Below are 24,918 nucleotides of genomic sequence, written 5' to 3'. Positions count from 1 at the left end.
ACAGCATGATTCCCTCGCCCATCAAATCCCTCTAAGACAGCGCGCATGACCGCGCCCTTCGCCGCTGCGAGCGAGCCCGCATGATCGAGATCGACGCCACCGCGACGGCCATATTGTCGGCGCTGCTGGCGCTGTGGCTGGCGTCGGCGGTGGCCGCGATCTTCATCGGGTTGCGGCGCGATGTCGTCGCGCGCTCGCACGCGGCCGAGATCGAGCGGCTGACCGCGCTGCTCGCCGCGACGCCGGGCGCGCCGATGCTGGTGGCGCCCGACGGGCGGATCCACGCCGAGGACCGCTTCGCCGCGATCCTGGGCGTGCGCGAGGTTCCCGCATCGCTCGACGCCTTGTCCAACATGGAAACAGGCGGGCTGGCCGCCGCCGATGCCGAGGCCTTGCGCGCTGAGATCGAAGGCATTCGTTCGACCGGGCGGCCCTTCATCCGCGCGCTGCATCTGGCGGGCACCCATCGGGTGCTGATGGCCGAAGGGCGGATCGCGCCGCGCGCGCTGGGCGAAGGGCTGCTGATCTGGCTGTTCGACCAGAGCGAGGCGATGGGCGAGATTCGCCTGCTGTCCGATGAGGCCGAGCGGATCAGCGAGGCGCTCGACAGCTGCCTTGCGCTGATCGAGGCGGCGCCTTTCCCGATGTGGCATCGCGGACCGGACCTGCGGCTGGCGCTGGTCAATTCGGCTTATGTGAACGCGGTCGAGGGGGTGAGCGCCGAACAGGTGGTGACGCGCGGGATCGAACTGATCGACGGATCGGGCGACGCGCCGAGCCCCAGCGCCGCCCGCGCCTATGAAAGCGGGCGCGTTTCGACCCAGATTGTGCCCGTGACCCTGGGCGGGCAGCGCAAGATGATGCGTATCGTCGATGTGCCTATGGGCGCGCATGGCGTGGCGGGCTATGCGGTCGACGTGCAGGAATTGGAGGCGATCCGCGCCGAGCTGGGCAGTTTCCAGTCGGCGCAGCGCGACCTGTTCGATCATCTCTCCGCCGGTGTCGCGCAGTTCACCGCCGACCGCAGCCTCGTCTTCTACAACCAGAACTTCCTGCGCCTCTTCTCGATCCGGCCCGAATGGCTGCGCGACGCACCCGAATTCGATCGCGTGCTGGAGCGGATGCGCGACGCGCAGAGCCTGCCCGAAGTGCGCGATTTCCCCGGATGGAAGAATGATCGCCGCGCCTGGTTCAACGCGGTGTCGGCGATCGAGGAAAACTGGACCCTGCCCGCAGGGCGGCACGTCCGCGTCGTGGCGCAGCCGTTGCCCAACGGCGGGCTGCTGCTGCTGTTCGAGGACCGGACCGAGCAGATCCAGCTGACCAGCGCGCGCGACACGCTGCTGCGCGTGCGCGCCGCGACGTTCGACAATCTGTTCGAGGCGATCGGGGTGTTCGCGGCGGACGGTCGCCTGACGCTCTGGAACAACCGCTTCGCCGAAATGTGGGCGCTGGAAGAGGCGGACCTGGCGCAGAACATGCGGGTCGACGCGATGGTCGACAAGGTCGCCGCGCGCCTGCTCGATCCATCGCGCGCGCAGAAGATCCGCGATCTCGTCCGCATTGCCACGGTCGATCGCCAGCGCGAGCGCGGGCGCCTGAGCCTTGCCGACGGGCGTCATTTCGATTTCGCGGTCGTGCCGCTGCCCGACGGCAACGCGCTGTTCACCCTGCTCGACATCACCGCGAGCCGGGGGATCGAGGAGGCGTTGCGCGAACGCGCCGATGCGCTGGAGGAGGCGGACCGGCTCAAGACCGCCTTCGTCGCGAACATGAGCTACGAATTGCGCGTGCCGCTCACCTCGATCCAAGGTTTCACCGAAATGCTGGCGGGCGGCTATGCGGGCGAACTGCCCGAAAGCGCGGGCGAATATGTCGAGGCGGTGCTCGCCTCGGTCGCGCGCCTGGCCTCGCTGATCGAAGATGTGCTCGATCTGACGCAGGGTGCGGCGGGGCAATTGCCGCTGACCGCCGAACTGGTCGACGTCGAACAATTGCTGCGCGATGCGGTGGAGGCGGCGGGGCCGGCGGCGATGGACCGGCCGATCACGCTGCAGGTCGAACTGCCCACCCAGCTCGGCACGATCCGTGGCGACGAACGCCGCCTGCGCCAGATCCTCGACCACCTGCTCGAAAACGCGATCCTCTACACCCCGCCGGGCGGCAAGGTGCGGCTGACGGCCGAGGGCGACGAGGATTGGGTCAGCTGGCGCGTCGCGGACACCGGACGCGGGATGGATTCGGATCAGCAGGCGCGCATCTTCGATGCCTATCCGCGCATCGACGGCACCGCCGAGGATGGATCGCGCAGCATCGGTATCGGCCTGCCGCTGACCCGCCAGCTGGTCGAGGCGCATGGCGGATCGATCACGCTGGACAGCGAACCGGGCGAGGGCACCGTCGTCATCATCCGCCTGCCGCGCACCGTGCCCGAGGACACGTCGTTCTGATGTATCTGGAAGACCCGGCGGCGACCGAGGCGGCGGGGCGCGCGCTGGGTGCGGTGCTGCGCGCAGGCGATGTCGTGACGCTGGCGGGCGATCTGGGCGCGGGCAAGACGAGCTTTGCGCGCGGCGTTCTGGCGGCTTTGGGGCTGGAGGGCGAGGTGGCGAGCCCGACCTTTCCGATCGTGCTGACCTACGATCCGCCCGAAGTGCGGCTGCCGCTCTGGCATGTCGATCTCTACCGGATCGAGGATGCGGACGAGTTGGAGGAATTGGGGCTGGATGAGGCGACCGATGGCGGCGCGCTGCTGATCGAATGGCCCGATCGCCTCGGTTCGCGCGGCTGGCCGGGGGCGCTGGCACTCTCGATCGAGCCGGAAGGAACGGGGCGTCGCTTGACTTGGGCTGCGGGCGCGGCATGGGAAGGCCGATGGCCATCGAAATGATCCCGCCGACGACGGCGCCCGATTTCCTCAACCGCAACGGATGGGCCGGCGCCGACATCTTGCCGCTGGCCGGCGATGCGAGCTTCCGCCGCTATTTCCGCGTGGTGCGTGAGGATCAGACCGCGGTGTTGATGGATGCGCCGCCCGAACATGAGGATAGCCGCCCCTTCCTGCAGATTGCGCGCCATCTGGACGCGACCGGATTCCGCGCGCCGCGCGTGCTGGCGGAGGATCTCGATCTCGGCCTGATCCTGCTCGAAGATTTCGGCGATGCGCGGATGAAGGAGGAGATCGATCTCGATCCCGCGCTCGAAATCCCACTCTACGAACAGGCGATCGACCTGCTCGTCGATCTCCACCGCCAGCCGTCGGGCGCGATTCCGCCCTACGATATGGAGGTCTATCAGCGCGAGGTGGGGCTGTTCCCCGAATGGTATGCCCCTGCGGTCGGCATCGAGGTGGACGAGGCGGGCTATCGCGCGGCCTGGGATGCGGTGCTGCGGCCGATTGCGGAGGACCAGTCGGTGACGGTGCTGCGCGATTATCACGCCGAAAATATCATGCGGCTCGATGACGGGCGGCTGGGCCTGCTCGACTTTCAGGACGCGTTGGCGGGACATCCGGCCTACGATCTCGTGTCGCTGTTGCAGGATGCGCGGCGCGAGGTGCCCAAGGATATCGAGCTGGCGATGCTCCGGCGCTATCAGGCGTCGCGCCCGATCGATATCGGCGCCTATGCGGTGCTGGGCGCGCAGCGCAATGCCAAGATTTTGGGCATCTTCACCCGGCTGTGGAAGCGCGACGGCAAGCCGCGCTACCTGCAATATCAGCCGCGCGTCTGGGTCTATCTGGAGCGCGATCTGGCGCATCCGGCCTTGAAACCGGTCGCGCGCTGGTTTGACGCAAATGTGCCCTATGCGAAGCGGGCAGCCGCCTGGGAAAATCTGCCCGCATGACGATACGAAAGCCGCTGGTCCTCCGGCCTAACCCCACCAAGCCGCCGGTCGGCGCGGCGATGATCCTGGCCGCGGGCCTCGGCAAACGCATGCGCCCGCTGACCGCGACGCGCCCAAAGCCGCTGGTCGAGGTGGCGGGGCAGTCCTTGCTCGATCACGTCCTCGATCGGCTGCGCGCGGCGGGGATCGGCAACGTGGTGGTCAACGTCCACTATCTCGCCGACGCGCTCGAAGCGCATTTGAAGCGCAAGGCGGGCGACCTGAACGTCGCAATCTCGGACGAGCGCGGCAAGCTGCTGGAAACGGGCGGGGGCGTGCTGAAGGCATTGCCGATGATCGATGCCGATCCGTTCCTGATCGCGAACAGCGACAATCTGTGGGTCGACGGCCCGGTCGACGCGATCCGCCTGCTCGCCGATCGCTGGGACGATGCGACGATGGACGCGCTGCTGCTGCTGGTGCCGCTGGCGCGCGCCAATTGCCACAGCGGGCAGGGCGATTTTCACATGGGGCCGGACGGCGTGATCGCGCGCCGCAAGCCCGCGAAGGTCGCGCCGTTCGTCTATACGGGCGTGCAGCTGGTGTCGAAGCGGCTGTTCGAGGGTGTCGAGGAGGGCAATTTCTCCTTCAACCTCCTCTGGAACCGCGCAATCGCGGCCGGGCGCGCTTATGGCGTCGTCCATCAGGGCCTGTGGTTCGACGTCGGATCACCGCCCTCGATCGGCAAGACCGAGGAATTGCTGGGACGGAACTAGGGGCGTGGTCTTTAAAGCAGACGGTCGGGAGGCGCCGCAAATGCGGGCTTCTAGCCTCGCTCCGACTTCCGTCGAAAGCGGACGGTCGCGCCGTTATTGAATCATTTTGAGCGCGAAAGAGCCTCTACCGTCCACCCACCTATTCGGACGCTGAAATCAACCTTCTACCATGCACTAAATCTCTGGTTTTACGCTTTAGGCCATGTGGGCCGGACGTCAGATTTGTCCAGCGGGGTATAGACTGGGTCGACTCCCTCCTCCACGAGTGGGCTGAACGTTCCAGGCTTTTCGGCATAAAGGTCCACCCACAACTCTACGGTCGCTTGTTTGACGTCCACCATGCAGTTCACCATCTCAACACCCGTTTCCGTGCGGCGGTACATCGACTGCGAATTGTTCGGCCAATGCACGGCGAAGCCGCACATCATATCAAGGTCATCGACCAGCACTTCCATCAGCCCTTTGTAGTGGCTGTCATATGGTATTGCCTGTCCCTTCCTAGCTCCCCAGACTAGGCGGGCATCAACCTCAAGCTGGAAGAACGCGGCGATAAACGCTTTTGCTTTGGTGATCAGGGTGTCGAGCTCATCGTAGGTCAGCTTGAAAGCCTTCGTCCCGCTGATCCCGCTACGCGACCGAAAACCATCGTCGGCCAGGATGAAGTCCGAATGTTGAACCGCGTTCCGCAATCTACTGTTGTAGAACTCGTCGTAAAGTTCCCCCACGGCTAAGCCAGCGTCTTTCGAAAACTGCTTTATCAGTTCAATTTTTCGACCTGTGCGGATGCCATTTTTGTCGAAGTTCTTTTGTTCCTTGGCAGTGAGGAAATCGAAGTACGGATTGGGGCTGTAGCCCTTTCCCAGACGGAAGCGCAGGAGGTTCATGATTACCTCATATGGTGCGTCCATTTCGACAATGTGGCTGTAAAGTAGCAAGCCAAGTCGCCACATCGTCCAACCATCTGGAAACCGGTCTTCGGGAAGCTCCAGCTTCATCAACCGATTTAGATCATTCAATATGTTCCTGCTCTCGGCGTGCGGATCCCAGCCCTTATCTTCCATTCCAAGGACACGAAGCAGAGAAGCAAAGTAGCGGATTATATCGTTACTGACTGGATCGTCTGGCAAAAACAGCGGCTCAAGGATTTTGATAAACCTGCTCCGGTGGCCTTCAAATATTGCTTCTGGATCGGACTCGGCCATGAAATCACTTGCTTTAGAGTTTGGAAGTGGAGGCAAATAATTTCATCAAATAATATGTGGGTCTGCGTGCAAACGCAAAAGGTTGTTTCATTGCTGAAATAAGGGGGCATTGCCTTCGTAGCTTGTTCGCTAAATGAAAGGCAGCTTTTCAAGACTCTTATCCGAAACTCGCCATTCCGCTTCCCACCCCATCCTCGTCATCGCGAGCGGAGCGAAGCAATCCATTCCGCGATTCGGAGTGGATTGCCGCGTAGCCTGCGGCTCCTCGCAATGACGAGATTTGGCGTTAAGGCGCGTTGATCGCCAGCTGGGCGGCGAAGGCGCGCTGGTAGGCCGGGCGGGCTTCGCCGCGGGCGACGTAGGCGGCGAGGTTGGGATATTCGTCGAGCAGGCCAGAGGCGCGCAGGCGTAGCAGCACCGACGCCATCATCAGATCGCCCGCGCTGAAATCGCCGTCGAGCCAGTCGGCGTTTCCCAGAGCGTCCGACAATTGCTGCAAGGTCGCGCGGATCCGGTCTTTGATCAGCGGCAGGCGTTCCTGCGTCCAGGGCTTGTCACCTTCGGCATAGCGCGAGGTTGATAGTTCGAGGATCGGCGGCTCGACCGTGTTGAGCGCCGCGAATATCCACATCATCGCGCGCGCCCGGCCGTCGCTGTCGGCGGGCAGCAAGCCGTTATGGCTCTGCGCGATGTGCAGCAGGATGGCGCCGGTTTCGAACAGGACGAGATCGCCCTCTTCATAGGTCGGGATCTGGCCGAAGGGGTGGAGCGCGCGGTGCGCGGGCTGCTTCATGGCTGCGAAGGAGACGAGGCGAACATCATAGGCCAGCCCGGCCTCCTCCAGTGCCCAGCGGACGCGGGTGTCGCGCGCCAGCCCCTGGCCGCCGTCGGGCGACTTTTCGAACGCGGTGATGGTGATCGTCACGCCCCCCAGCACTCCGACACGAACCTCTTCACCTCGCCCGCAAACTCGGCATCCTCGGGCGAGCTGCCGCCGAAGCCGCCGTGGGGCATGGCTTCGAAGATGTGGAGTTCGACCGGCACCTTCGCCCGGCGCAGCGCGCGGTGCATGCGGACGGCGTTGGAGAGGAACAGGTCGCGCGTGCCCGCCTGGATGAGCGTAGGCGGGAAGCCCTTCGTGAAATCGCCGAACAGGGGCGAGAGATAGGGATGGGCGAGATCGGCACCACCCGCATAGAGCAGGTTGGTGTTCATCAGCGGGCGGGGCAGGACGACATCGAGCCGCTGGTTGGTCTGAAACGTATCACCCGATTCGGTGAGGTCGATTTCGGGCGTCAGCAGCACCAGCCCGGCGGGCAGCGGCAGCCCCTCGTCACGCGCGCGCAGCGCGAGCGCAGCGGCCAGGTTGCCGCCCGCCGATCCACCGCCCACGACCAGCCGATCGGGCCGGTAGATATCGAGCAACGCGCGATAAGCGCCGACGCAATCGTCGAGCGCGGCGGGATAGGGATGTTCGGGCGGGGTGCGATAATCGATCCCATAGACGCGCACGCCGTGGAGCGTCGCCTGCAGCTGCGCGCCCATCCGGCTCATCTCGCCCTCACCATAGACCAGAGCGCCGCCGTGAATGTCGACATAAGCGCGGTCGTCCGCCGCCATATTGGCGGGGGTCGCGACATGGACGGTGGCGCCGCCCAGCGTGATGGTTTCGACCGTCGCGGTGACGCTGGCGAAGCGGGGCTGCATCATCTCGATGATCCGCGCATTCGCGATGCCCTTCAGCTCGCGCCACGCCGCATGGTCGTCGGGCGAGGGATTGGCGCCGAGCAGGCCGGCGGGCACGCCATCGGGGCCGACCATCGATTCGAGATGCGTGCGCGCCTCCGCACTGATCGATGCGGGCGGAGGGATCAGCCGCCCTTCGGTGCGCACGCCCTTATAGTCTTGGTCGGCCATGTTCGCTCTCCTGCTTATTGTTGAGCGCACTATGACCGATCCTCCCCCGGAGGGGGAGGGGGACCGGCGCAGCCGGTGGAGGGGTATTGGCCGGCAGCGATGCCCTTGCGGAGAGCTACCCCTCCGTCAGTCCTGCGGACTGCCACCTCCCCCTCCGGGGGAGGATTTTAAGGGAGGGGCCAGGGGGCGACGCCGAAGAAGCTCGCATTCTCGTCGGCCGAGTGGCGCATCAGCGTCGATCCGGTCATGTCGCGGGCGGTATCGATATGGGCGGCGAGGCTTTCGGCGGTGAGCGCGGCATCGTGGAAGCCGGTGGCGTTGAAGATCGCGTTGCGCGCGACGCGGCCTGCGCCGACGCTATAGAACTCGCCAGTCTCCCTGCACTCCGCCGAGCAGAAATAGGCGACCGCCTCGCCCACCAGATGCGGGGGAAAGTTCGCCATCCAGTCGATAAGCGCCTGTTCGGTGAGGCCACCGACCAGCCTTGTATTGCCGACAGGCAGCACGCCGTTGACGCGGATGTCGTACGGTTCGCCCTCGATCGCGGCGACGTTGGTGACGCCGAGCAGCCCCATCTTGGCCGCCGCATAAGCCGCCGTGCCCGACCGGCCGAGCATCGCCGAGGACATGATGTTGACGATCCGGCCGAACCCCTGATCGCGCATGTGGGGCCAGCAGCGGCGCAGCAGCATATAGCCGCCGATGAAGTTGGTGCGCAGCAGCCCCATCACCTGCGCATCGTCGAGCGCGTCGATCGTATCGCCGCGATTGCCGCCGGCATTGTTGACGAGGATGTCGACCCGCCCGAACGCAGCCAGCGCCGTGTCGACGATCGCCGCCGCGCTGCCATCCGCGCCGACATCCGAAGCATCGGCGATCGCCTGCCCGCCGAAGGCCGCGATCTCGTCGACCACGGCTTGCGCGACGTCGATGCCGCCCGCCTTGAGCGTCGAGACGCCGCCGCCATAATCGTTGATCACCACGCGCGCGTTGCGGCGGGCGAGCGAGAGGGCGATGTCACGACCCATGCCGCGCCCCGCACCGGTGACGATCGCCACGCGGCCTTCGAAGTCGATCGCCATATCCCCTCCAGTTTTCCGGCCGCTTGCTTTTGGATTCGGGACGCTAACGGTTGACCGGCGCGAAACCTACCCCGTCAGGGGTATCCTTGCGATGCGGCGTATTTGCGGGCGATCGGCCTCAATTGCATTCGGCGCGCGCAATCCGCGTTGCAGCATGGCAACGAAATGATCGGCCGGGCGCCAGCAACAAAACGCCCCTCGCTTGCCAGGCAAGGAGGGGCGCTTCGCAGCGGAATTTTTGGCGGTTAACCGCGCTTCTTGGCATCCGTGCGAACCGCGTCGCGCGCGGCGCAATCGTCGGCGCTGTAGGTGCCGCCATGATGGACTGTGCGGCCGCCCGCGGGGTGCGACTTGGGGGCGACATTGCAATGTTTCTGGTCGATCGGGCGATAGGCCATCGCCTGCAGCTTGCCCGGCGGAGTCGACACCACTTCATGGGTCTCGCCGATGCCGCCGGCCAGCGAAGGCGCGGAAATGGCGATCAGAGCAGCGGAGAAAACGGCACGGACGATCATTTTTTGACTCCTCATTCGGGGCGATTGGATGAGGAAAAGCTAGGTGTCCAACATTGCTGAAACACAGCCAATTGGTAATGAATCGTCGCTGTTTCTTGCGAATCTTCGCGCAGTCGTAACCTAGCAGTTGCCCGGTGATTTCAAATTGTTGCTGACCCTAAAAGGTCGTCGGTTCGCTGCAGTGCGGTGGTTGACGGTCGTGCGAGGCGTTCATAAGTCCTGCCTATCCCGGTAACGTTTGAGAAGGTCATATAAGCAGTGGCGGCGAGCACGATCCTGTTGGTTGAGGACGATCCCCCCCTGCGTATGTTGACCGCGCGCGCGCTGCAGGAAGACGGCTATGTCGTCCGCCCGGCGTCCTCGGCACCCGAAATGTGGATCGCCTTCGGGGCTGGTCCGGTCGATCTCGTCCTGCTCGATGTCATGTTGCCGGGAACCAGCGGCATTGAACTGTGCCGCCAGATCCGCCAGCGCAGCGACGTGCCGATCATCTTCATCAGCGCCAAGGGCAGCGAGACCGATCGCATCATCGGGCTGGAACTGGGCGCCGACGATTATCTGCCCAAGCCGTTCAGCACCCGCGAACTGGTGGCGCGCGTCCGCGCCGTTCTGCGTCGCGGCGGCATGGAGCGCCAGGGCGGCCTCGCACGCCAGAACGAAGCGCATTTCGACGGCTGGGTGGTGAACTTCCCGCGCCGCGAGCTGCGCTCGCCCACCGGCGCGCTGGTCGAGCTGACGGGCGCCGAGTTCGATCTGCTGTCGAGCTTCCTCAACAATCCGCAGCGCGTGATCGCGCGCGAACGCCTGATCGAACTGTCGCGCAACCGGCTGGGTGACTCGTCGGATCGCAGCATCGACGTGCTGATCAGCCGCCTGCGCCGCAAGCTGCAGCTGGCCGGCCAGCATGCGCCGATCACCACCGTGCGCGGCGCGGGGTATATGCTCAACGCCGAGGTCATGCGCGTTTGAAACATTTCGTCCGCCCGTCGCTGACGCTCGCGGGTCGAATCCTTGTCATCCTGCTGCTGACCATCACGGTCGAGTTCTGCACCAGCACCTTGCTCTACGAACGCGCGAGCCAGTTTTCGCTGCGTGAGGATGAGGCGCATCGCCTGGCCGAACATCTGGTCGTCACGCGCAAGCTGGTGTCCGAACGGCCGGTGCGCGAACGGCCGGCGATCGCGCGGCTGCTGACGACCGATCGTTATGACGTGCGCTGGGGGCCGGAACTGCCGCCGCCGCCGCCGCTGGCCGCCGAGCTGAGCGAGATGCAGCGCCAGATCGTTGCGTGGGAGCCGGCGCTCGCCAACACCAATCTCCGCCTCAAATTGTCGTCGCCCGGCCGCAATGCGCTGGTGACGGGCGGCCTGACCCTGCCCGACGGCACGTGGCTCTATTTCGGCATGCGCGAGGTGCAGACCGGCTGGGATCTGGCGCTGGGCCGCATCCTGCTCGCGCTCGTGCCCGCGGTCGGCATCATGTTGATCGGCGGCCTGCTGATCCGGCAGACGCTGCGGCCGATGAAGATGCTGGGCGATGCGGCGGGGCGGATCGGCTTCGGCGCGTGGACCCCGCTGCCCGAAACCGGATCGGGCGAAGTGCTGCGCGTGATCCGCGCGTTCAATGCGATGCAGGCGCGCATCCAGCGCCTGATCGACGACCGGACCGAGGCGCTGGCCGCGGTGGGCCACGATCTGCGCACCCCGATCGCGCGGCTCCAGCTGCGTATCGATACCCTGTCCGACGCGGCGACCCGCAATGCGATGCGCGAGGATGCGTCGGAGATGGAGGGGATGCTCGCCTCCCTGCTCGCCTATCTGGGCGGGGAAAGCGATCCCGAGCCGCGCGTGCGCGTCGACGTTGCGATCATGGCCGAAACGATCGTCGACGACCTTGCCGATCAGGGGCACGCCATCCGCTATGAAGGGCCGGAAAGCCTGGAGGCGATGGTGCGCCCGATCGACCTGAAGCGCGCGCTGGGCAACCTGACCAACAATGCGCTGCGTTATGGCCGCAACGTCCTCGTCTCGCTGGAGCAGGAGGGCGAGGTGATGCGCTTCCGCGTGTCGGACGATGGCCCCGGCATTCCCGAGGCGCGGCTGGCCGAGGCGATGGAGCCGTTCGTCCGGCTCGATCCCGCGCGCGGGCGCAACACCAAGGGGCTGGGGCTGGGGCTGGCGATCGTCAAGCGGATCGCCACGCGCGACGGCGGATCGCTGCGCCTCGCCAACCGGCCCGAAGGCGGGCTGATCGCGACGATCGAACTGCCGGTGACGCCGCGCGGCTGATTGTCGACACGCGGATATCGGCCGGTTAGGTGGTTACGACACCGCAAGGATAAGCAGCGATGGCCGATTCCCGCCCCCGAATGTCGGCCGCATCGCGCATCGATCGGGGCTGGCTCATCGTCGCGCTGCTGGCGACCGCGCTCGCCGCCGCTTTGGTTCTGGGGCGGCTGACCGAGCGGCTCGATTACATCATCTACGATCATATCCTGAGCGCCGCCGAACGCGCGCCGCCCGAGGACATCGTGATCGTCGCGATCGACAATGCGAGCCTGGAGGAAATCGGCCCGTGGCCGTGGCCGCGCAATGTCCACGCGGCCCTGCTCGATCGGCTGGCCGAGGCGAAGCCGCTGGGCGTGGGCTATGACGTGCTGTTCGTCGATCCGACGCCGGACGATGCGATCCTGGCGGCGGCGATGGCACGCAACCGCACCTTCCTGCCGCTGGTGATCGACGTGCCGGGCCGGAATGGCGCGCCCTACGACGTGTTGCCGCCCGCCGGGCCGCTCGCATCCGCCGCCGCCGGCATCGCGCACGACAATCTCCATTTCGAAGGCGACCGCGTGGTGCGGCAGGCGTTCCTCGACGAAGGTGGCGCCGATCGATCGTGGATTCAGCTGGGCGCGATCATGGCCGGCCAGCGCCCCGATCGCGATATCGCCGCAGGGCGCGACGGCTTCTGGCAGGGGCGGCCGGTGCTGATCCCCTTCGGTGGCGAGGCCGGGCACATCCGGACGATATCGTTCACCGATGTGCTGAACGGGCGCATTCCACCCCAGTTCATCGCCGGCCATCATGTGCTGGTGGGGGCGACGGCCGAAGGGCTGGGCAGCAGCTATTCGACGCCGACATCGGGCGAGATCAGCCAGATGTCGGGCGTCGAGATACAGGCGCACCTGCTTGACGCGCTGTTGCGTGGCGACGTGATCTTCCCGGCGTCGCAGCTGTGGGTGCTGGGGATCGCGATTGCGGCGGTCTGGATCTTCCTGGGCGGGCTGCTGTGGCTGCGGCGCGGGGGCGTGGCGATTCTCGCGTTCGTGCTGATCGTGGGCGTGGTGGCGCTCAGCTTCGGCCTGTTCCGCTTCGGCCATATCTGGCTGCCGCCGGTCTCCGCGCTGATCGCCTTGCTGTTCGTGATCGCGGTCGAGGCGTGGCGCGAGCGGGTGCGGCTGCGTGAGACGTTGATGCGCGAACGTATCTCGGCGGCGGCAGTGGAAGGCGAGTTGCAGGCCGCGCGCACGATCCAGCTGGGGATGTTGCCGCCGCGCGCCGATCTCTCGGCCTTCGATCCGCGACTGGACGTCGACGCGCTGCTCGAGCCCGCCAAGTCGATCGGCGGCGACCTTTACGATCTGATCCGCATCGATGCCGATCGGATCGCCTTCCTGGTCGGCGACGTGACCGGCAAGGGCGTGCCCGCCGCCTTGTTCATGGCCTTGTCCAAGGCGCTGGCGAAAAGCGTGGTGCTGCGCGGCGTTCCGAACCTGGCCGATGCGGCATCGATCCTCAATGAGGAGCTGACCCGCGACAATAGCGAGGCGATGAACGTCACGATGCTGATCGGCATCCTGAACCTTGCCACCGGCGAACTGCGCCTGATGAGCGCGGGGCATGAGGATCCGCTGCACATCCGTGCCGATGGCGAGATCGCGATCCACAAGCTCGACGGCGGGCCGCCCTTCTGCATCGTCGATTTCCCCTATCCCGACGAGCCGATGATGCTGGCGCCGGGCGAGACGATCCTGCTGATCTCCGACGGCGTCAGCGAGGCGATCGACGGCACGGGCGGTCTGTTCGGCCGCGATCGCCTGTTCGCGGCGATCAGGGGCAGCGGCAGCGCGACCGCGATGGTCGAAGGGGTGCGCGATGCGGTGCGCGCTTTCGAAGGCGGCACCGATCCGACCGACGACCTGACCGTGATGGCGTTGCGCTACCTGGGTTAGGTCAGCTTCGACAGGCCGGCGGCAAGGCTCAGTAATTCGGGCGAGGGCAGTTCGCCGACCAGCGCATAAGCGAAGTCGCCATCCTCCCAATAAGCGATATGCTCGGCATCGCGTTGTTCGAGCAAAGGCTGCGCCTCCGCATTGGTTTCGACCCTCATCGCGACCAGCGAGAGGCGCTGGCCGCGCGGCGTGCGGACCATGACCTGGACGATGTCACCCAGCGTCGAGGGGTAGAGCTGCGTATCGCCGACTTCCCATGTGTCGGGCAGGTTCGGCATCGGAATCCCGGTCGCGCGGCGAATATCTTCAGGGTCGTAGGCGGTCGATGGCGACTGGCTGCGCATGTCCTGCCGCAACAGGGTGGTGCGATGCGACGCGACGACGCGATCGAGGAAGGGGGATGTCGCCGCCTCGGTCGGGCCGGAGCCGACCGCATTATAGAAAAGCGCGCTCGCGCCGACGATCGGCAGGAGCAGCGCCGCGCGTCGGGCGATCGATCCGATCGAGACGCCGGGCTTGTGGACCTGCGGGCGCCGATCGCGTCGGCCGCGCACCAGCTTGGGCAGGGGGGCTGCCTTCGCCATATAGCCGGCGATCGCCGCCGCCGCCGTTTCCGCCCCGCCGCCGGGCAGGAAGGTGTGCGCCATGCCGCGTTCCTGCACCGGACGATAGCGCCCATGTTCGGCAAAGGCGCGATCGACCGCGGCGATGATGTCGCCCGCTCCGTCCAGCACCTCGCCATAGTGCCAGTGGCCGTAATTCTCGTCCCCCGCCCAATCGACATGGTGCGGGTTCAGGAACAGGCAGGGGCGGGGTGTGCGCAGATATTCGTACACCTGGCTCGATACGTCGCCCAGATAGAGGTCGGCGATCGTGGTGTGGGTCATGTCGATCGCGCGGTCGCTGCCGCGATCGATGTGGATGCGCGGATGCCCTTCGAACCGATCGAGCAGAGGCGCCCAGCGCGTCTGCGCCTCCTTCCCGTCGAGCAGGCGGACATGCGGGGCGAGGATCAGGTTGTAGCGATCCTGCGCGGCGAACGCTTCCAGCACCTGTTCGACGCATGGCCGCCACGATCCCAGCGTCGAGAAATGCGGATTGTAGAGCACCGTCGGCAGATCATTGGCGAAGGGGCGCCAGTTCGGATCGCGGATCGCATCGGCCGCCTCGAACTTGGGATAGCCGACCACGGCATGCCGTTGTGGCGCGATCAGCCGTTCGGCCATCAGCCGCTCGCGATGCTTGGCGCCCGCCATCAGCACGAAATCGAACAGGCGGATGCGTTTGTCGAACCCCGCCGCGCGATCCCCCGCGCCATGATCGAGATGGATGAAGCGCGGGTGCGTGACCCCCATCTTGAGCAACAGGGTGGACGTGCGCTCGGGCAATGCGATCGCATCGAAGCGGTTGAGCCAGCGGGCGAGGACGGCAAGGCTCATCAACTTTGGCGGAATCACCTTGCCGCTGCGCTTCATCCCCGCCGCAAGCAGGCCCGATCGCGCGTGAACGAAGGTGATCGGCGCACCGCCCAGCTTTCCCGCCAGTTCCTGAGCATAATCGATATGCCCCTGCGCGGGGGAGACCACATAGACATCATGCCCCGGCATCCGCGCGAGCCGCACGGCCGTCGCCATACCGTGCAGCAGCTGGTGCCGTTGCGCGTTGAAAAAGAAGCAGATTTGAACCGGGCGGATAGAATTTGACGCCACAACGCTTGCGCTGTCCATCGGTGTCTTATGCCATCACGAAAGCGTCATGAACATCCAAAGCGTCTCCGGGGCGCTTACAGCAATGTTTCCTTACATTTCCGCCGCGCTGCGGCAAAGGCCGGTGTTTAGCTCCTCGGTTCAATGGCCGGAAATCCGGCTGCTGTAGATAAGATTGAGGAGCAACCACCATGAACGAGCTGATCGGCCGGGTCTTCAGCTTCGAGAAGTCGCACTTCCCGAACCAGAGCGATCTTTACGGCAAGCTCGCCACGCAGGGGCAGTTCCCCAAGGCGCTGATGATCTCGTGCGCGGACTCGCGCATCGTGCCCGAATATATCGTCCAGGCGGCGCCGGGCGACCTGTTCGTGTGCCGCAATGCGGGCAACATCGTTCCCCCCTTCGCCACCCAGAATGGCGGCGTCACCTCCACCGTCGAATATGCGGTGATGGTGCTGGGCATTCGCGACATCATCGTGTGCGGCCATTCGGACTGCGGCGCGATGAAGGCGCTGACCAAGCCCGGCAGCACCGATTCGATGCCGAACGTCGCCGCCTGGCTCCGCCATTCCGCGACCGCGGTGAAGGTGGTCGAGGATGCCTATCCCAACGTCCAGGGCGACGAGCATGTTCGCGCGATCAGCCTTGAGAACGTCGTCGCGCAGCTCAACCATCTGAAGACGCATCCGTCGGTCGCATCGTCGATCGCGCGCGGCGAAATGTCGCTGCACGGCTGGTTTGTCGACATTCACGCCGGTCAGGTCCTGGGCCTCGACGGCGCGACCGGCCGCTTCATGCCGCTGCGCGAAGATCAGCCGCTGCCGGTGGCGCATGCCGCCCACCAGCGTCTGGCCGCCGACTTCATTGCGGAAGCCGCAGAATGACACTCCTCCCCGCCAGCCTTCAAAAGACGTTCTCGCGGGATTTCACCGCGTCGATCGTCGTGTTCCTGGTCGCGATGCCCCTCTGCATGGGCATCGCGGTCGCTTCGGGCGTGCCGCCTGAAAAGGGCCTGATCACGGGTATCATCGGCGGCATCGTCGTCGGTTTTCTGGCGGGGTCGCCGCTGCAGGTCAGCGGCCCGGCCGCGGGTCTCGCGGTCATCGTGTTCGAACTGGTGCAGCAGCACGGCATTTCCGCGCTGGGCCCGATCCTGGTGATCGCGGGCGCGATCCAGTTCGTCGCGGGCGTGTTCAAGCTGGGCGGATGGTTTCGCGCCATTTCGCCCGCCGTGGTTCACGGCATGCTGGCGGGTATCGGCGCGCTGATCGTCGCGGGGCAGTTCCACGTCCTGTTCGATGCGAAGCCGCTGCCCAACGGCCTTGCCAATCTTTCGGCCATGCCGGGCCGCCTGCTGGGCCTGACCCCGTGGAGCGCTTCGGCCGCCGAAGCCGCCTTCTTCATCGGCCTGATCACGATCGTGTCGATGTTGCTGTGGGAAAAGATGCGGCCGCAATCGATGCGGCTGGTGCCGGGCGCGCTGGTCGGCGTGGTCGCTGGCACGCTCGTCTCGCTGCTGATCAGCTTCGATGTCGCGCGCGTCAACGTGCCGGCGTCGATCGTCGCCGCGGTGGTGACGCCGGATCAGTCGTTCCTGAGCATGATGATGAGCACCCCGATCATCGTCACCGCGCTCGCCATCGCCTTCATCGCCTCGGCCGAAACTTTGCTTTCGGCGGCGGCGGTCGATCGCATGCATGACGGCGTTCGCACCGATTATGACAAGGAACTGCGCGCGCAGGGCGTCGGCAACCTTCTCTGCGGCTTTGCCGGCGCGCTGCCGATGACGGGCGTTATCGTCCGCTCCTCGGCAAACGTGCAGGCGGGTGCGATGACGCGCGCATCGGCGATCCTGCACGGCGTGTGGATCCTCGGCTTCGTCGCGCTGCTGCCCTGGCTGCTGCAGACGATCCCGATGGCGGCACTGGGCGGCATCCTGGTCGTCACCGGCTTCCGCCTCGTGTCGGTCAGCCATGTGCGTCACCTGTTCCACAATCACGGCATCCTGCCCGCCGCGATCTGGGCCGCGACCTTCGTGATGGTGGTGGCGACCGATCTGCTGACCGGCGTTCTGGTCGGCCTGGGCCTCTCGCTGGTCGAACTGGTGCCGCATGCGAGCCGCCTGAACCTGCGCGTTCATCGCAAGGATGAGGGCGAGGCGAGCGAGCTCAAGCTCGATGGCGCCGCGACCTTCGTGACGCTGCCCAAGCTCAGCAACGCGCTCGACGCAGTGCCGAACGACCGCAAGCTCACGCTCGATATCAAGCGCGTGCCGGCGATCGATCACACCGTCGCGGAAATGCTCGGTGAGTGGATCAAGCGTCGCCGTGCGGGTGGCATGACGATCGAACTGGATGGCGATCCCGCCCAGTTGAAGCGGATCATGGCCTGACAAGATCGCACCTGGCCTGGGGTTGCCTCCCGTCCCCAACGGAAAACCCAGGCTAGTGTTGCGTTGGTGCCACGCTCGGTGACGGTCGAGCGTGGCACCTTTTCTAGCAACACTTTGTAACGAAACGGCAACACCCAGTCATCGAGTCGGGGGCAATGCTGCACTGCATCGACGATGATCGGGGCCGCAAGTACGGACCTCGGCGGGTCGATAAATCAGGAGGAACAGTCCAACCGTATAAGGGGATTGTTCTATGCGCTTTCAGCTCTTGGCCGCCACCGCGCTGAGCCTCGCAGCCGCCACGCCCGCTTTCGCACAAGAGGAAGCTTCCGGCCCGTTCACCGTTTCGGGCAGCGTCGGCATGGTCAGCGACTATCGTTTCCGCGGCGTTTCGCAGTCGGATGAGGAACTTGCCGTTCAGGGCGGCATCACCATCAGCCACGAAAGCGGCCTCTATGTCGCAACCTGGGGTTCGAACCTGTCGGGTTGGGGCACCTTCGGCGGCTCGAACACCGAACTCGACATCGTCGGCGGCTTCGCGACCGAAGTCAGCGAAGGCGTCAAGCTCGACGTCGGTCTGACCTGGTACATGTATCCGGGCGGCGCTTCGGAAACCGACTTCGCCGAGCCGTATATCAAGCTCAGCACCACCTTCGGCCCGGTCAACTGGCTGGGCGGCATCGCCTATGCGCCCAAGCAGCAGGCGCTGGGCAAGTGGTATAACAACGCCACCACCTATGCGACCGGCATCCCCGACAATCCCGGCGCCAAGGAAGACAACCTCTACATCTGGGGTGACATCAGCGGCGCCGTCGAAGGCACGCCGATCACGCTGAAGGCGCATGCCGGCTATTCGAAGGGCAATTCGGGCCTCGGCCCGAACGGCACCAGCGTCGCGCCGACCGGCCAGTATATCGACTGGATGCTGGGTGCGGACTTCTCGCTGGCCGATCTGGGCCTGTCGCCGATCACGCTGGGCGTCGCCTACACCGACACCAACATCAAGACGAGCGACGGCACCTATCTGCGTCCGAACTTCGGTTCGACCAAGAATGGCAAGCCGATCTCGGGCAGCCAGGTCGTCTTCTCGATCTCGGCCGCATTCTGATCGGGCGAGGGGGCTTCGGCCCCCTCACCAACCCTTTCCGGGGCGGAAGCAGTCCGGCGCGCAGGGGCGCCGGGCTGCTTCTTCGTTTTGGGGCTTACGAACGGGTGACGTGCCCGCCCGCCCGCGCTATCGGTCGCTCCCATGAAGATCGCGACCTTCAACATCAACGGGATCAAGGCCCGTCTCCCCCGCCTCCTCGAATGGCTTGAGGAGAAGCAGCCCGACATCGCCTGCCTGCAGGAGATCAAGACCAGCGACGAAACCTTCCCCGCCGCCGAGATCGAGGCGGCCGGTTACGGCGCGACCTGGCACGGGCAGAAGGGGTTCAACGGCGTCGCGATCCTCGCCAAGGGGCAGCAGCCGATCGAGCGGATGAAGGGGCTTCCCGACGATCCCGATCCCACCCACAGCCGCTATATCGAGGCCGATATCGGCGATCTGATCGTCGGCTGCATCTACCTGCCCAACGGCAATCCGCAGCCCGGCCCCAAGTTCGACTATAAGCTCGCCTGGTTCGATCGGCTGATCGATCATGCCGCGACCTTGTGGACCACCGAACGGCCCACGATCCTGTGCGGCGATTACAACGTGATCCCGACGTCGAGCACCGACGACACCTTCTCCGAACGCGCGATGGCGACCGACGCGCTGACCCAGCCCGAAAGCCGCGCCGCCTTCCGGCGCTTGTGCAATGCGGGCTGGACCGATGCGCTGCGCACGATCCATCCGCACGGCCCCGCTTATACCTTCTGGGATTATCAGGCGGGCGCGTGGCAGCGTGATGCGGGTTTCCGCATCGATCATCTGATGCTCAGCCCCACCGCCGCCGATCGGCTGCTCGATGCGGGCGTCGACAAGGATACGCGCGGCAAGGAAAAGGCGAGCGACCACGCCCCCACCTGGATCACGCTGCGGGACTAGGGCTGCGTCCGATGCAGCGTCCCACCCGGACTATGGGATCGCTCCTTCGCTTCGGTTTTACCGTGGCTGCGATGCTGCTGGTCGCGGCGTGCGGCGTTTCTCCTCCGCTCCGGCACATGGCGGAGCCTCGGGTGGCGGCAATCGCCTCGGGCAGCACCACACTCACCGTGCTCACCTACAATGTCGAGGGGTTGGGCTGGCCCGCGCGATCGGGTCGCGCCGCCCATCTGAAGGAGATTGGCGTCCGGTTGAAGGCGATGCGCGACGCAGGCCACGCGCCCGACGTGGTCCTGTTTCAGGAGGTGTTCAGCGGCGCGGCCAAGCGCGCGATCCTCGCCACCGGCTATCCCGCGATCGTCAGCGGGCCGCACCGGACGATGAAGGCGCAACCGTCTGTCACCATGCCCCTGCCGGGCATTACGCGGTGGAAGCATGGCGAACTCGGCATCCATCTAACGGGGGGCGGGATCGTCATCGCATCGCGCTATCCCATCGTCGGCGATGCCCGGCAGCCTTATGGTCGCCGATCCTGCGCGGGGATCGATTGCCTGGCGAACAAGGGGGTGATGCTGGCGCGGATCGCGATCCCCGGCGTGCCGGTGCCGATCGACATTTACAACACCCACATGAACTCGCGCGGGGCATCGAAGGCGCCCGAACCGCGCAATCTGGCGGCGCATGAGCGGCAGGCGTTCGAAGCCTCACAATTCGTCAAGCAGACCCATGTCGATGCCAACCCGATGATCTTCGGCGGCGATTTCAACATGCGGCATTCGGAACCGCGCTGGGACAATCTGTCGCGCTATCAGTCGCTCCATCTCGTCCACCGGGTCTGCGCCGATCCGCAATCGGGCTGCGACGTCCGCATGTCGTGGGACGGGGACGAACCGTGGATGGACACGCAGGATCTGCAATTCTTCGCGAACGGCCAGCGCGCGACCGTGCGGCCCATCCGGGTCGAGGCGATGTTCGACGGCGGATCGAGCGGGCCGGAACTGTCCGACCATGACGGCTTTCTGGTCACCTATCGCATCGACTGGTAAAAGACCCCGAAAAGGGGGAGTGGGATGACCGAGAAGACGCCATCCGAACTGATCGACGGCCGCATCGCGGAACTGGGCGACTGGCGCGGTGAGACGCTGGCGACGGCCCGTGCGCTGATCCGCGATGCGGTGCCCGACGTGGTCGAGGAATGGAAATGGCGCGGCGTGCCGACTTGGTACGGCAATGGCGGCATCCTCTGCACCGGCGAAACCTACAAGGACAAAGTGAAGCTCACCTTCGCCAAGGGCGCGTCGATCGATGATCCGGCAAAGCTGTTCAACGCCAGCCTCGACGGCAATGCCCGCCGCGCGATCGACATCTTCGAAGGCGGGAGCATCGACCCCGCTCCGTTCAAGGCGCTGGTGCAGGCGGCGTCGGCGCTCAACGGCGCTAAGAAGAAATAGGCTCCACGCTGCCCGCGATCAGGCGCGACAGCTGATCGACGATCGCGTCGACGGGCGGCGCATCGTCGCCCGCGATGATCATGCCGCGCATCACCCCGGCAAAGGCGTGCGAGAGGACGAAGGCCTGCGCCTGCGAAAAGGGCGGGCGCGGATCGCCCGCCTCGCGTTCGGGCGCGGCCAGCAATGCCACCAGCCGGTCGATTAACGGCGCGAGCCGCTGGCTTCCGCGCGCGAGCGCGTGGGTCATCACGATGCGATGCACCGCGCGCCGGTCGCCATAGCTGGCCGTCACCGCCGCGACGATTTGCGCTACCCGGTCATGCGGCGAAAGCGGCGCGCGATCCTCGATGATCGCGACGATCCGTTCGCCCTGTCCCGCCATCTCCCGATCGGCGAGCGCATCGAGGATCGCCTCCTTGTTGCGGAAATATTGGTAGAGCGTGCCGATGCTGATGCCGGCCGTCTCGGCGACCGCATTGGTCGTCAGCGCCGCCATCCCGCCCGCATCGAGCAGGCGAATCGCCGCCTCCAATATGAGTTCGACCTTGTACTTCGCGCGCGCCTGACGCGGGGCGCGGGGTGCAACCGCCTGTTTTTCAGCCTCTTTCATCGATGCCTCCGCGCGCCCGGAACGCGAGTTTTATAATGTGAGTATAGCTCATATTATCGCGATCATCGACGACGGCAAGCGCCGTCCGGACATCGAAGGACCGATGACATGACTGCAACCGTGATGGACGCCGATCTGAACGGGCGTCGAAGCTGGGGCGATGCGCTGAAGGCGCTCAGGGCGTTGCTCGCCGATGCGAACGATACCGCGCAGGTGTTCCGCATCGTCCGCGCACTCAATGGCGATACGGCGCGCAAGGGTTATGACCGGCTGTTGCGCAGCGCGCAGGGCGGGCGGATCGCCTATGAGCGCGTCGAACTGGCAGGCCTGCTGTCCGATCCGGCCTATGTCGCGCGCTTTGCCGAGGGCAGCGTCGGCGGCGCCTATCGCGATTTCCTGTCGGCCACCGGCTATTCGGCCGAAGGGCTGGCCGATGTCAGCCGGTCGGTCGATGCCGGCCGCGACGCGCAGCATCCTTATGCATGGTTCGGGCGGCGGATGCGCGACAGCCACGACATCTGGCACGTCCTGACCGGCTATCAGGCCGATGATCCGCTGGGCGAAGCCTGTCTGGTCGCCTTCACCTTCGGCCAGAGCGGTGGCCTTGGCTGGGCGCTGATCGCGGGCGGCGCGATGGCGAAGGCGCTGCGCATGCCCGGCGGCCGCCAGGCGATCCGCGCGATCCACGAAGGTTATCGGCGTGGCCGCTCTGCCGCGTGGCTTGCGGGCGAGGATATGGAGCGCCTGCTTGCCGAGCCATTGGCCGACGCGCGGCGTCGCCTGGGGCTGACCGATCCGGCCGCCTACAGGGTCATGTCGGGCTGACCAATATCCTATGGGGGGGGATAGGAATATGCGGCGCGCGCTGCTAGGGGCGCCGCATGACACCTCTCTCCGAACTCCTGCAGCAGAGCGCGGCGCACGCCTGGCTGTTCATCCCCAGCGCGATCCTGCTCGGCGCCTTGCACGGGCTGGAGCCCGGCCATTCGAAGACGATGATGGCGGCGTTCATCGTCGCGGTTCGCGGCACGGTGGGGCAGGCGATCCTGCTCGGTTTGGCCGCGACCGTGTCGCACACCGCCGTCGTCTGGATCGTCGCGCTGGGCGGCACCTGGCTGTTCAAGGGCGCGGCGCCGGAGGCTTCGGAACCGTATCTCCAGTTCGCGTCGGGGCTGCTGATCCTCGCCATCGCAATCTGGATGCTCTGGCGGACGTGGCGGGAACAGCATCATGCCCACCACCATCATCACCATGACCACGGACATGACCATGATCATTCTCACCATCACGATCATCACCACGATAGTGACCTGGATCGCGCGCTCGATGTCGCGGACGGCGGCTATCAGGACGCGCACGAGCGCCAGCATGCCGAAGACATCCGCCGGCGCTTCGCGGGACGGCAGGTAACGACCGGGCAGATCGTCCTGTTCGGGATCACCGGCGGGCTGATCCCGTGCCCCGGCGCGATCACGGTCCTGTTGCTCTGCCTCCAACTCAAACGGCTGGTGCTCGGTTCGGTGCTGGTGCTCTGCTTCAGCATCGGTCTGGCGGTGACGATGGTGGCGTCGGGCGTGATCGCGGCGCTCAGCATGCGCTATGCTGAGCGGCACTTCACCGGCTTCGGCGCGATCGTGCGGCGTGCGCCTTATGTCAGCGGCATCCTGATCCTATGCGTGGGCGCCTATGTCGCGCTAATGGGGTGGCAGAGTTTGCCACCCGCCGGATGATCCACAGATGAGCCACGCTTCCAATCCCGACCTGATCAACCGCCTGCGCCGCGCCAACGGCCATCTGGCGGGCATCATCAAGATGGTCGAGGAGGGGGAGGACGGCCTGAAGATCGCGCAGCAGATGGCGGCGGTCGTCTCCGCGCTCGACAAGGCGAAGACGCTGATCGTCACCGACCATATCGAACATCATCTGGAAGAACTGATCGGCCCGCTGCCCAGCGCGCTGCGCACCGATCTGGCCAAGCTGGGCGAACTCGCCAAATATCTTTGACCCCGTCCTTGCGGAAAATGGCTCGACGCACCTGATCTCCCCCGCGAAGATCGCCGAAAAGCGATGCGAGGGAGGGATGCTATGAAGGCGATGGTGATCGACGGGTTCGGCGGGCCGGAGGTGTTTCGGGTGGCGGATATGCCGAAGCCCGAACCGGCCGAGGAACAGGTGCTGATCCGCGTCGCCTATGCCAGCATCAACCCCGCTGACTGGAAGACGCGCGCGGGGCTGCTGCCCGTCGTGCAGGGGCCGTTCCCGATGGTGGTGGGGATGGACTGCGCCGGCGTGGTCGAGGCGGTCGGGCCGGGCGTCACCGCCTTTGTGCCGGGCGACAAGGTGATCGCGATGTCGGGGCTGGGGCAGGGCATGTCGGGCAGCTATGCCGAATATGCCTGCGTGCCCGAGATGCGCGTCCTCAAGCTGCCCTCCGCGCTGACTTTGGCCGAGGGCGCCACGATCCCCACCGCGGCGGCGAGCGCGGCGTCGACGATCATCGAGGTGGCGCGGGTAGCGCCGGGGAGCACCGTCTTCTTCAGCGGCGGCGCGGGGAGCGTCGGGACGTTCGGGGTGCAATATCTCAAGTGGATCGGCTGCAAGGTCGCGACGACGTGCAGCACCCGCAATGTCGATCATGTCGCCTCGCTCGGCGTCGATCGGGTGATCGACTATACGAAGGAGGATACCAAGGCCGCGCTGGCGGCGTGGGCGCCCGAGGGCGTCGACGCGATCATCGACGCGGTGGGGCAGCACAGCCTGCCCGCCGACATCGTCGACGTGATCCGGCCGGGCGGGGTGCTGGTGGTGATCCAGAACCTGCTGACCGACGTGGAGGCATACGACCTCGACGGCGCGAAGGCGCGGGGTATTCGCGTGGTCAACAACATCATGGACGCCCGCAAGCCCGATGCGCGCTGGTTCCAGGTCGAGGCGTGGCGCGAACTGGTGAAGGGGATCGAGGCCGGCGCGATCCGGACGCCGCCCTATGAGGTGCTGCCGCTGGAGCAGGCGGGCGCGGGGCAGGCGCGTGTTGAGGACGGGCATGTTCGGGGGAAGATCCTTCTCAAGATTGGCGACATCTAGTTCCTTCGTCACCCCGGACTTGATCCGGGGTCCCGCTTCTTCTTCCTGCTTCGGGTAAAAGCGGGACCCCGGATCAAGTCCGGGGTGACGGTGTTTGCACGTCA

24 protein-coding genes are annotated in these 24,918 nt (G+C 65.7%); 17 read left to right on the top strand and 7 right to left on the bottom strand.

Annotation, left to right across the window (positions count from 1 at the left end; translation table 11 throughout):
• Positions 1-80 precede the first annotated feature (80 nt).
• Genes EOD43_RS23295 through EOD43_RS23280 form a run of 4 tightly spaced genes read left to right on the top strand, consistent with a single transcriptional unit; the run spans position 81 to position 4,601 of the window.
• Positions 81-2,450 (top strand): PAS domain-containing sensor histidine kinase, encoded by a 2,370-nt coding sequence (locus tag EOD43_RS23295; protein WP_127746819.1) that lies wholly within the window; start codon positions 81-83, stop codon positions 2,448-2,450.
• The gene (gene tsaE / locus EOD43_RS23290) at positions 2,450-2,890 is read left to right on the top strand and encodes a tRNA (adenosine(37)-N6)-threonylcarbamoyltransferase complex ATPase subunit type 1 TsaE (RefSeq protein ID WP_127746818.1); all 441 of its coding nucleotides are present in this window, start codon (positions 2,450-2,452) and stop codon (positions 2,888-2,890) included. The genes EOD43_RS23295 and tsaE overlap by 1 nt, the downstream gene beginning before the upstream one ends.
• On the top strand, positions 2,887-3,846 hold the full coding sequence (locus tag EOD43_RS23285; RefSeq protein WP_127746845.1) for an aminoglycoside phosphotransferase family protein: 960 nt from the start codon (positions 2,887-2,889) through the stop codon (positions 3,844-3,846). The genes tsaE and EOD43_RS23285 overlap by 4 nt, the downstream gene beginning before the upstream one ends.
• A complete protein-coding gene (locus tag EOD43_RS23280; protein WP_127746817.1) occupies positions 3,843-4,601 on the top strand; it encodes a nucleotidyltransferase family protein in 759 nt (252 codons plus the stop codon). Before EOD43_RS23285 ends, EOD43_RS23280 begins: the two co-directional genes overlap by 4 nt.
• Positions 4,602-4,789: 188 nt before the next feature.
• Here the strand turns inward: EOD43_RS23280 and EOD43_RS23275 are convergent, their stop codons facing one another.
• The 5 genes from EOD43_RS23275 to EOD43_RS23255 form a co-directional block, all read right to left on the bottom strand.
• Positions 4,790-5,803 carry a hypothetical protein gene (locus EOD43_RS23275; protein ID WP_127746816.1) on the bottom strand — a complete coding sequence of 338 codons (1,014 nt, stop codon included), beginning with the start codon at positions 5,801-5,803 and terminating at the stop codon, positions 4,790-4,792.
• Between the two features lie 286 nt (positions 5,804-6,089).
• Positions 6,090-6,728, bottom strand: a complete 639-nt coding sequence (locus EOD43_RS23270; RefSeq protein ID WP_127746815.1) for a glutathione S-transferase family protein — start codon at positions 6,726-6,728, stop codon at positions 6,090-6,092.
• Positions 6,725-7,720 carry an alpha/beta hydrolase gene (locus tag EOD43_RS23265; RefSeq protein WP_127746814.1) on the bottom strand — a complete coding sequence of 332 codons (996 nt, stop codon included), beginning with the start codon at positions 7,718-7,720 and terminating at the stop codon, positions 6,725-6,727. Before EOD43_RS23265 ends, EOD43_RS23270 begins: the two co-directional genes overlap by 4 nt.
• A gap of 167 nt (positions 7,721-7,887) precedes the next feature.
• Entirely contained in the window at positions 7,888-8,802 is a 915-nt protein-coding gene (locus EOD43_RS23260) for an SDR family NAD(P)-dependent oxidoreductase (RefSeq protein ID WP_127746813.1), read from the bottom strand.
• A gap of 245 nt (positions 8,803-9,047) precedes the next feature.
• Entirely contained in the window at positions 9,048-9,317 is a 270-nt protein-coding gene (locus EOD43_RS23255; RefSeq protein WP_127746812.1) for a hypothetical protein, read from the bottom strand.
• 258 nt (positions 9,318-9,575) lie between these two features.
• Between EOD43_RS23255 and EOD43_RS23250 the strand changes: the two genes are divergently transcribed.
• From EOD43_RS23250 to EOD43_RS23240, 3 genes are read left to right on the top strand one after another with little or no spacing between them, the layout of a single operon-like run.
• On the top strand, positions 9,576-10,286 hold the full coding sequence (locus EOD43_RS23250; RefSeq protein ID WP_127746811.1) for a response regulator transcription factor: 711 nt from the start codon (positions 9,576-9,578) through the stop codon (positions 10,284-10,286).
• A complete protein-coding gene (locus tag EOD43_RS23245) occupies positions 10,283-11,605 on the top strand; it encodes an ATP-binding protein (RefSeq protein WP_127746810.1) in 1,323 nt (440 codons plus the stop codon). Before EOD43_RS23250 ends, EOD43_RS23245 begins: the two co-directional genes overlap by 4 nt.
• Positions 11,606-11,664: 59 nt before the next feature.
• Positions 11,665-13,545 carry a CHASE2 domain-containing protein gene (locus EOD43_RS23240; RefSeq protein WP_127746809.1) on the top strand — a complete coding sequence of 627 codons (1,881 nt, stop codon included), beginning with the start codon at positions 11,665-11,667 and terminating at the stop codon, positions 13,543-13,545.
• Here the strand turns inward: EOD43_RS23240 and EOD43_RS23235 are convergent.
• Positions 13,542-15,254, bottom strand: a complete 1,713-nt coding sequence (locus EOD43_RS23235; RefSeq protein WP_164857422.1) for a hypothetical protein — start codon at positions 15,252-15,254, stop codon at positions 13,542-13,544. The genes EOD43_RS23240 and EOD43_RS23235 overlap by 4 nt on opposite strands.
• A gap of 188 nt (positions 15,255-15,442) precedes the next feature.
• On the opposite strand from EOD43_RS23235, the gene EOD43_RS23230 reads away from it, so the two are divergent.
• The 6 genes from EOD43_RS23230 (at position 15,443) to EOD43_RS23205 (ending at position 21,120) form a co-directional block, all read left to right on the top strand.
• Positions 15,443-16,135 carry a carbonic anhydrase gene (locus EOD43_RS23230; RefSeq protein WP_127746807.1) on the top strand — a complete coding sequence of 231 codons (693 nt, stop codon included), beginning with the start codon at positions 15,443-15,445 and terminating at the stop codon, positions 16,133-16,135.
• Positions 16,132-17,643: a SulP family inorganic anion transporter gene (locus EOD43_RS23225; RefSeq protein ID WP_127746806.1), complete on the top strand. Its 1,512-nt coding sequence runs from the start codon at positions 16,132-16,134 to the stop codon at positions 17,641-17,643. Before EOD43_RS23230 ends, EOD43_RS23225 begins: the two co-directional genes overlap by 4 nt.
• 253 nt (positions 17,644-17,896) lie before the next feature.
• Positions 17,897-18,751 (top strand): TorF family putative porin, encoded by an 855-nt coding sequence (locus EOD43_RS23220; RefSeq protein WP_127746805.1) that lies wholly within the window; start codon positions 17,897-17,899, stop codon positions 18,749-18,751.
• A 141-nt stretch (positions 18,752-18,892) separates the two neighbouring features.
• Positions 18,893-19,672 (top strand): exodeoxyribonuclease III, encoded by a 780-nt coding sequence (gene xth / locus EOD43_RS23215; RefSeq protein WP_127746804.1) that lies wholly within the window; start codon positions 18,893-18,895, stop codon positions 19,670-19,672.
• A gap of 11 nt (positions 19,673-19,683) precedes the next feature.
• Positions 19,684-20,715, top strand: coding sequence for an endonuclease/exonuclease/phosphatase family protein (locus tag EOD43_RS23210; protein WP_240653482.1), 1,032 nt, complete (start codon positions 19,684-19,686; stop codon positions 20,713-20,715).
• A gap of 24 nt (positions 20,716-20,739) precedes the next feature.
• Complete coding sequence (locus EOD43_RS23205) at positions 20,740-21,120, top strand: DUF1801 domain-containing protein (RefSeq protein WP_127746802.1); 381 nt, start codon at positions 20,740-20,742, stop codon at positions 21,118-21,120.
• Here the strand turns inward: EOD43_RS23205 and EOD43_RS23200 are convergent.
• Complete coding sequence (locus tag EOD43_RS23200; RefSeq protein ID WP_127746801.1) at positions 21,107-21,730, bottom strand: TetR/AcrR family transcriptional regulator; 624 nt, start codon at positions 21,728-21,730, stop codon at positions 21,107-21,109. The two genes, EOD43_RS23205 and EOD43_RS23200, sit on opposite strands and share 14 nt — an antisense overlap.
• Before the next feature lie 108 nt (positions 21,731-21,838).
• Between EOD43_RS23200 and EOD43_RS23195 the strand changes: the two genes are divergently transcribed.
• The 4 genes from EOD43_RS23195 to EOD43_RS23180 all read left to right on the top strand — a co-directional run bounded on the left by EOD43_RS23195 (position 21,839) and on the right by EOD43_RS23180 (position 24,814).
• Positions 21,839-22,555: a Coq4 family protein gene (locus tag EOD43_RS23195; RefSeq protein ID WP_127746800.1), complete on the top strand. Its 717-nt coding sequence runs from the start codon at positions 21,839-21,841 to the stop codon at positions 22,553-22,555.
• Positions 22,556-22,611: 56 nt separating this feature from the next.
• Positions 22,612-23,460, top strand: a complete 849-nt coding sequence (locus EOD43_RS23190; RefSeq protein ID WP_127746799.1) for a nickel/cobalt efflux transporter — start codon at positions 22,612-22,614, stop codon at positions 23,458-23,460.
• Between the two features lie 7 nt (positions 23,461-23,467).
• On the top strand, positions 23,468-23,734 hold the full coding sequence (locus tag EOD43_RS23185; RefSeq protein WP_127746798.1) for a metal-sensing transcriptional repressor: 267 nt from the start codon (positions 23,468-23,470) through the stop codon (positions 23,732-23,734).
• A gap of 81 nt (positions 23,735-23,815) precedes the next feature.
• Complete coding sequence (locus EOD43_RS23180) at positions 23,816-24,814, top strand: quinone oxidoreductase family protein (RefSeq protein WP_164857421.1); 999 nt, start codon at positions 23,816-23,818, stop codon at positions 24,812-24,814.
• The last annotated feature ends 104 nt before the right edge of the window (positions 24,815-24,918 follow it).

The sequence above is a fragment of the Sphingomonas crocodyli genome, assembly GCF_004005865.1.
Classification (GTDB): domain Bacteria; phylum Pseudomonadota; class Alphaproteobacteria; order Sphingomonadales; family Sphingomonadaceae; genus Rhizorhabdus; species Rhizorhabdus crocodyli.
The sequence above is the reverse complement of the archived record's forward strand: the minus strand, read 5'-3'. Positions and strand labels throughout refer to the sequence as shown.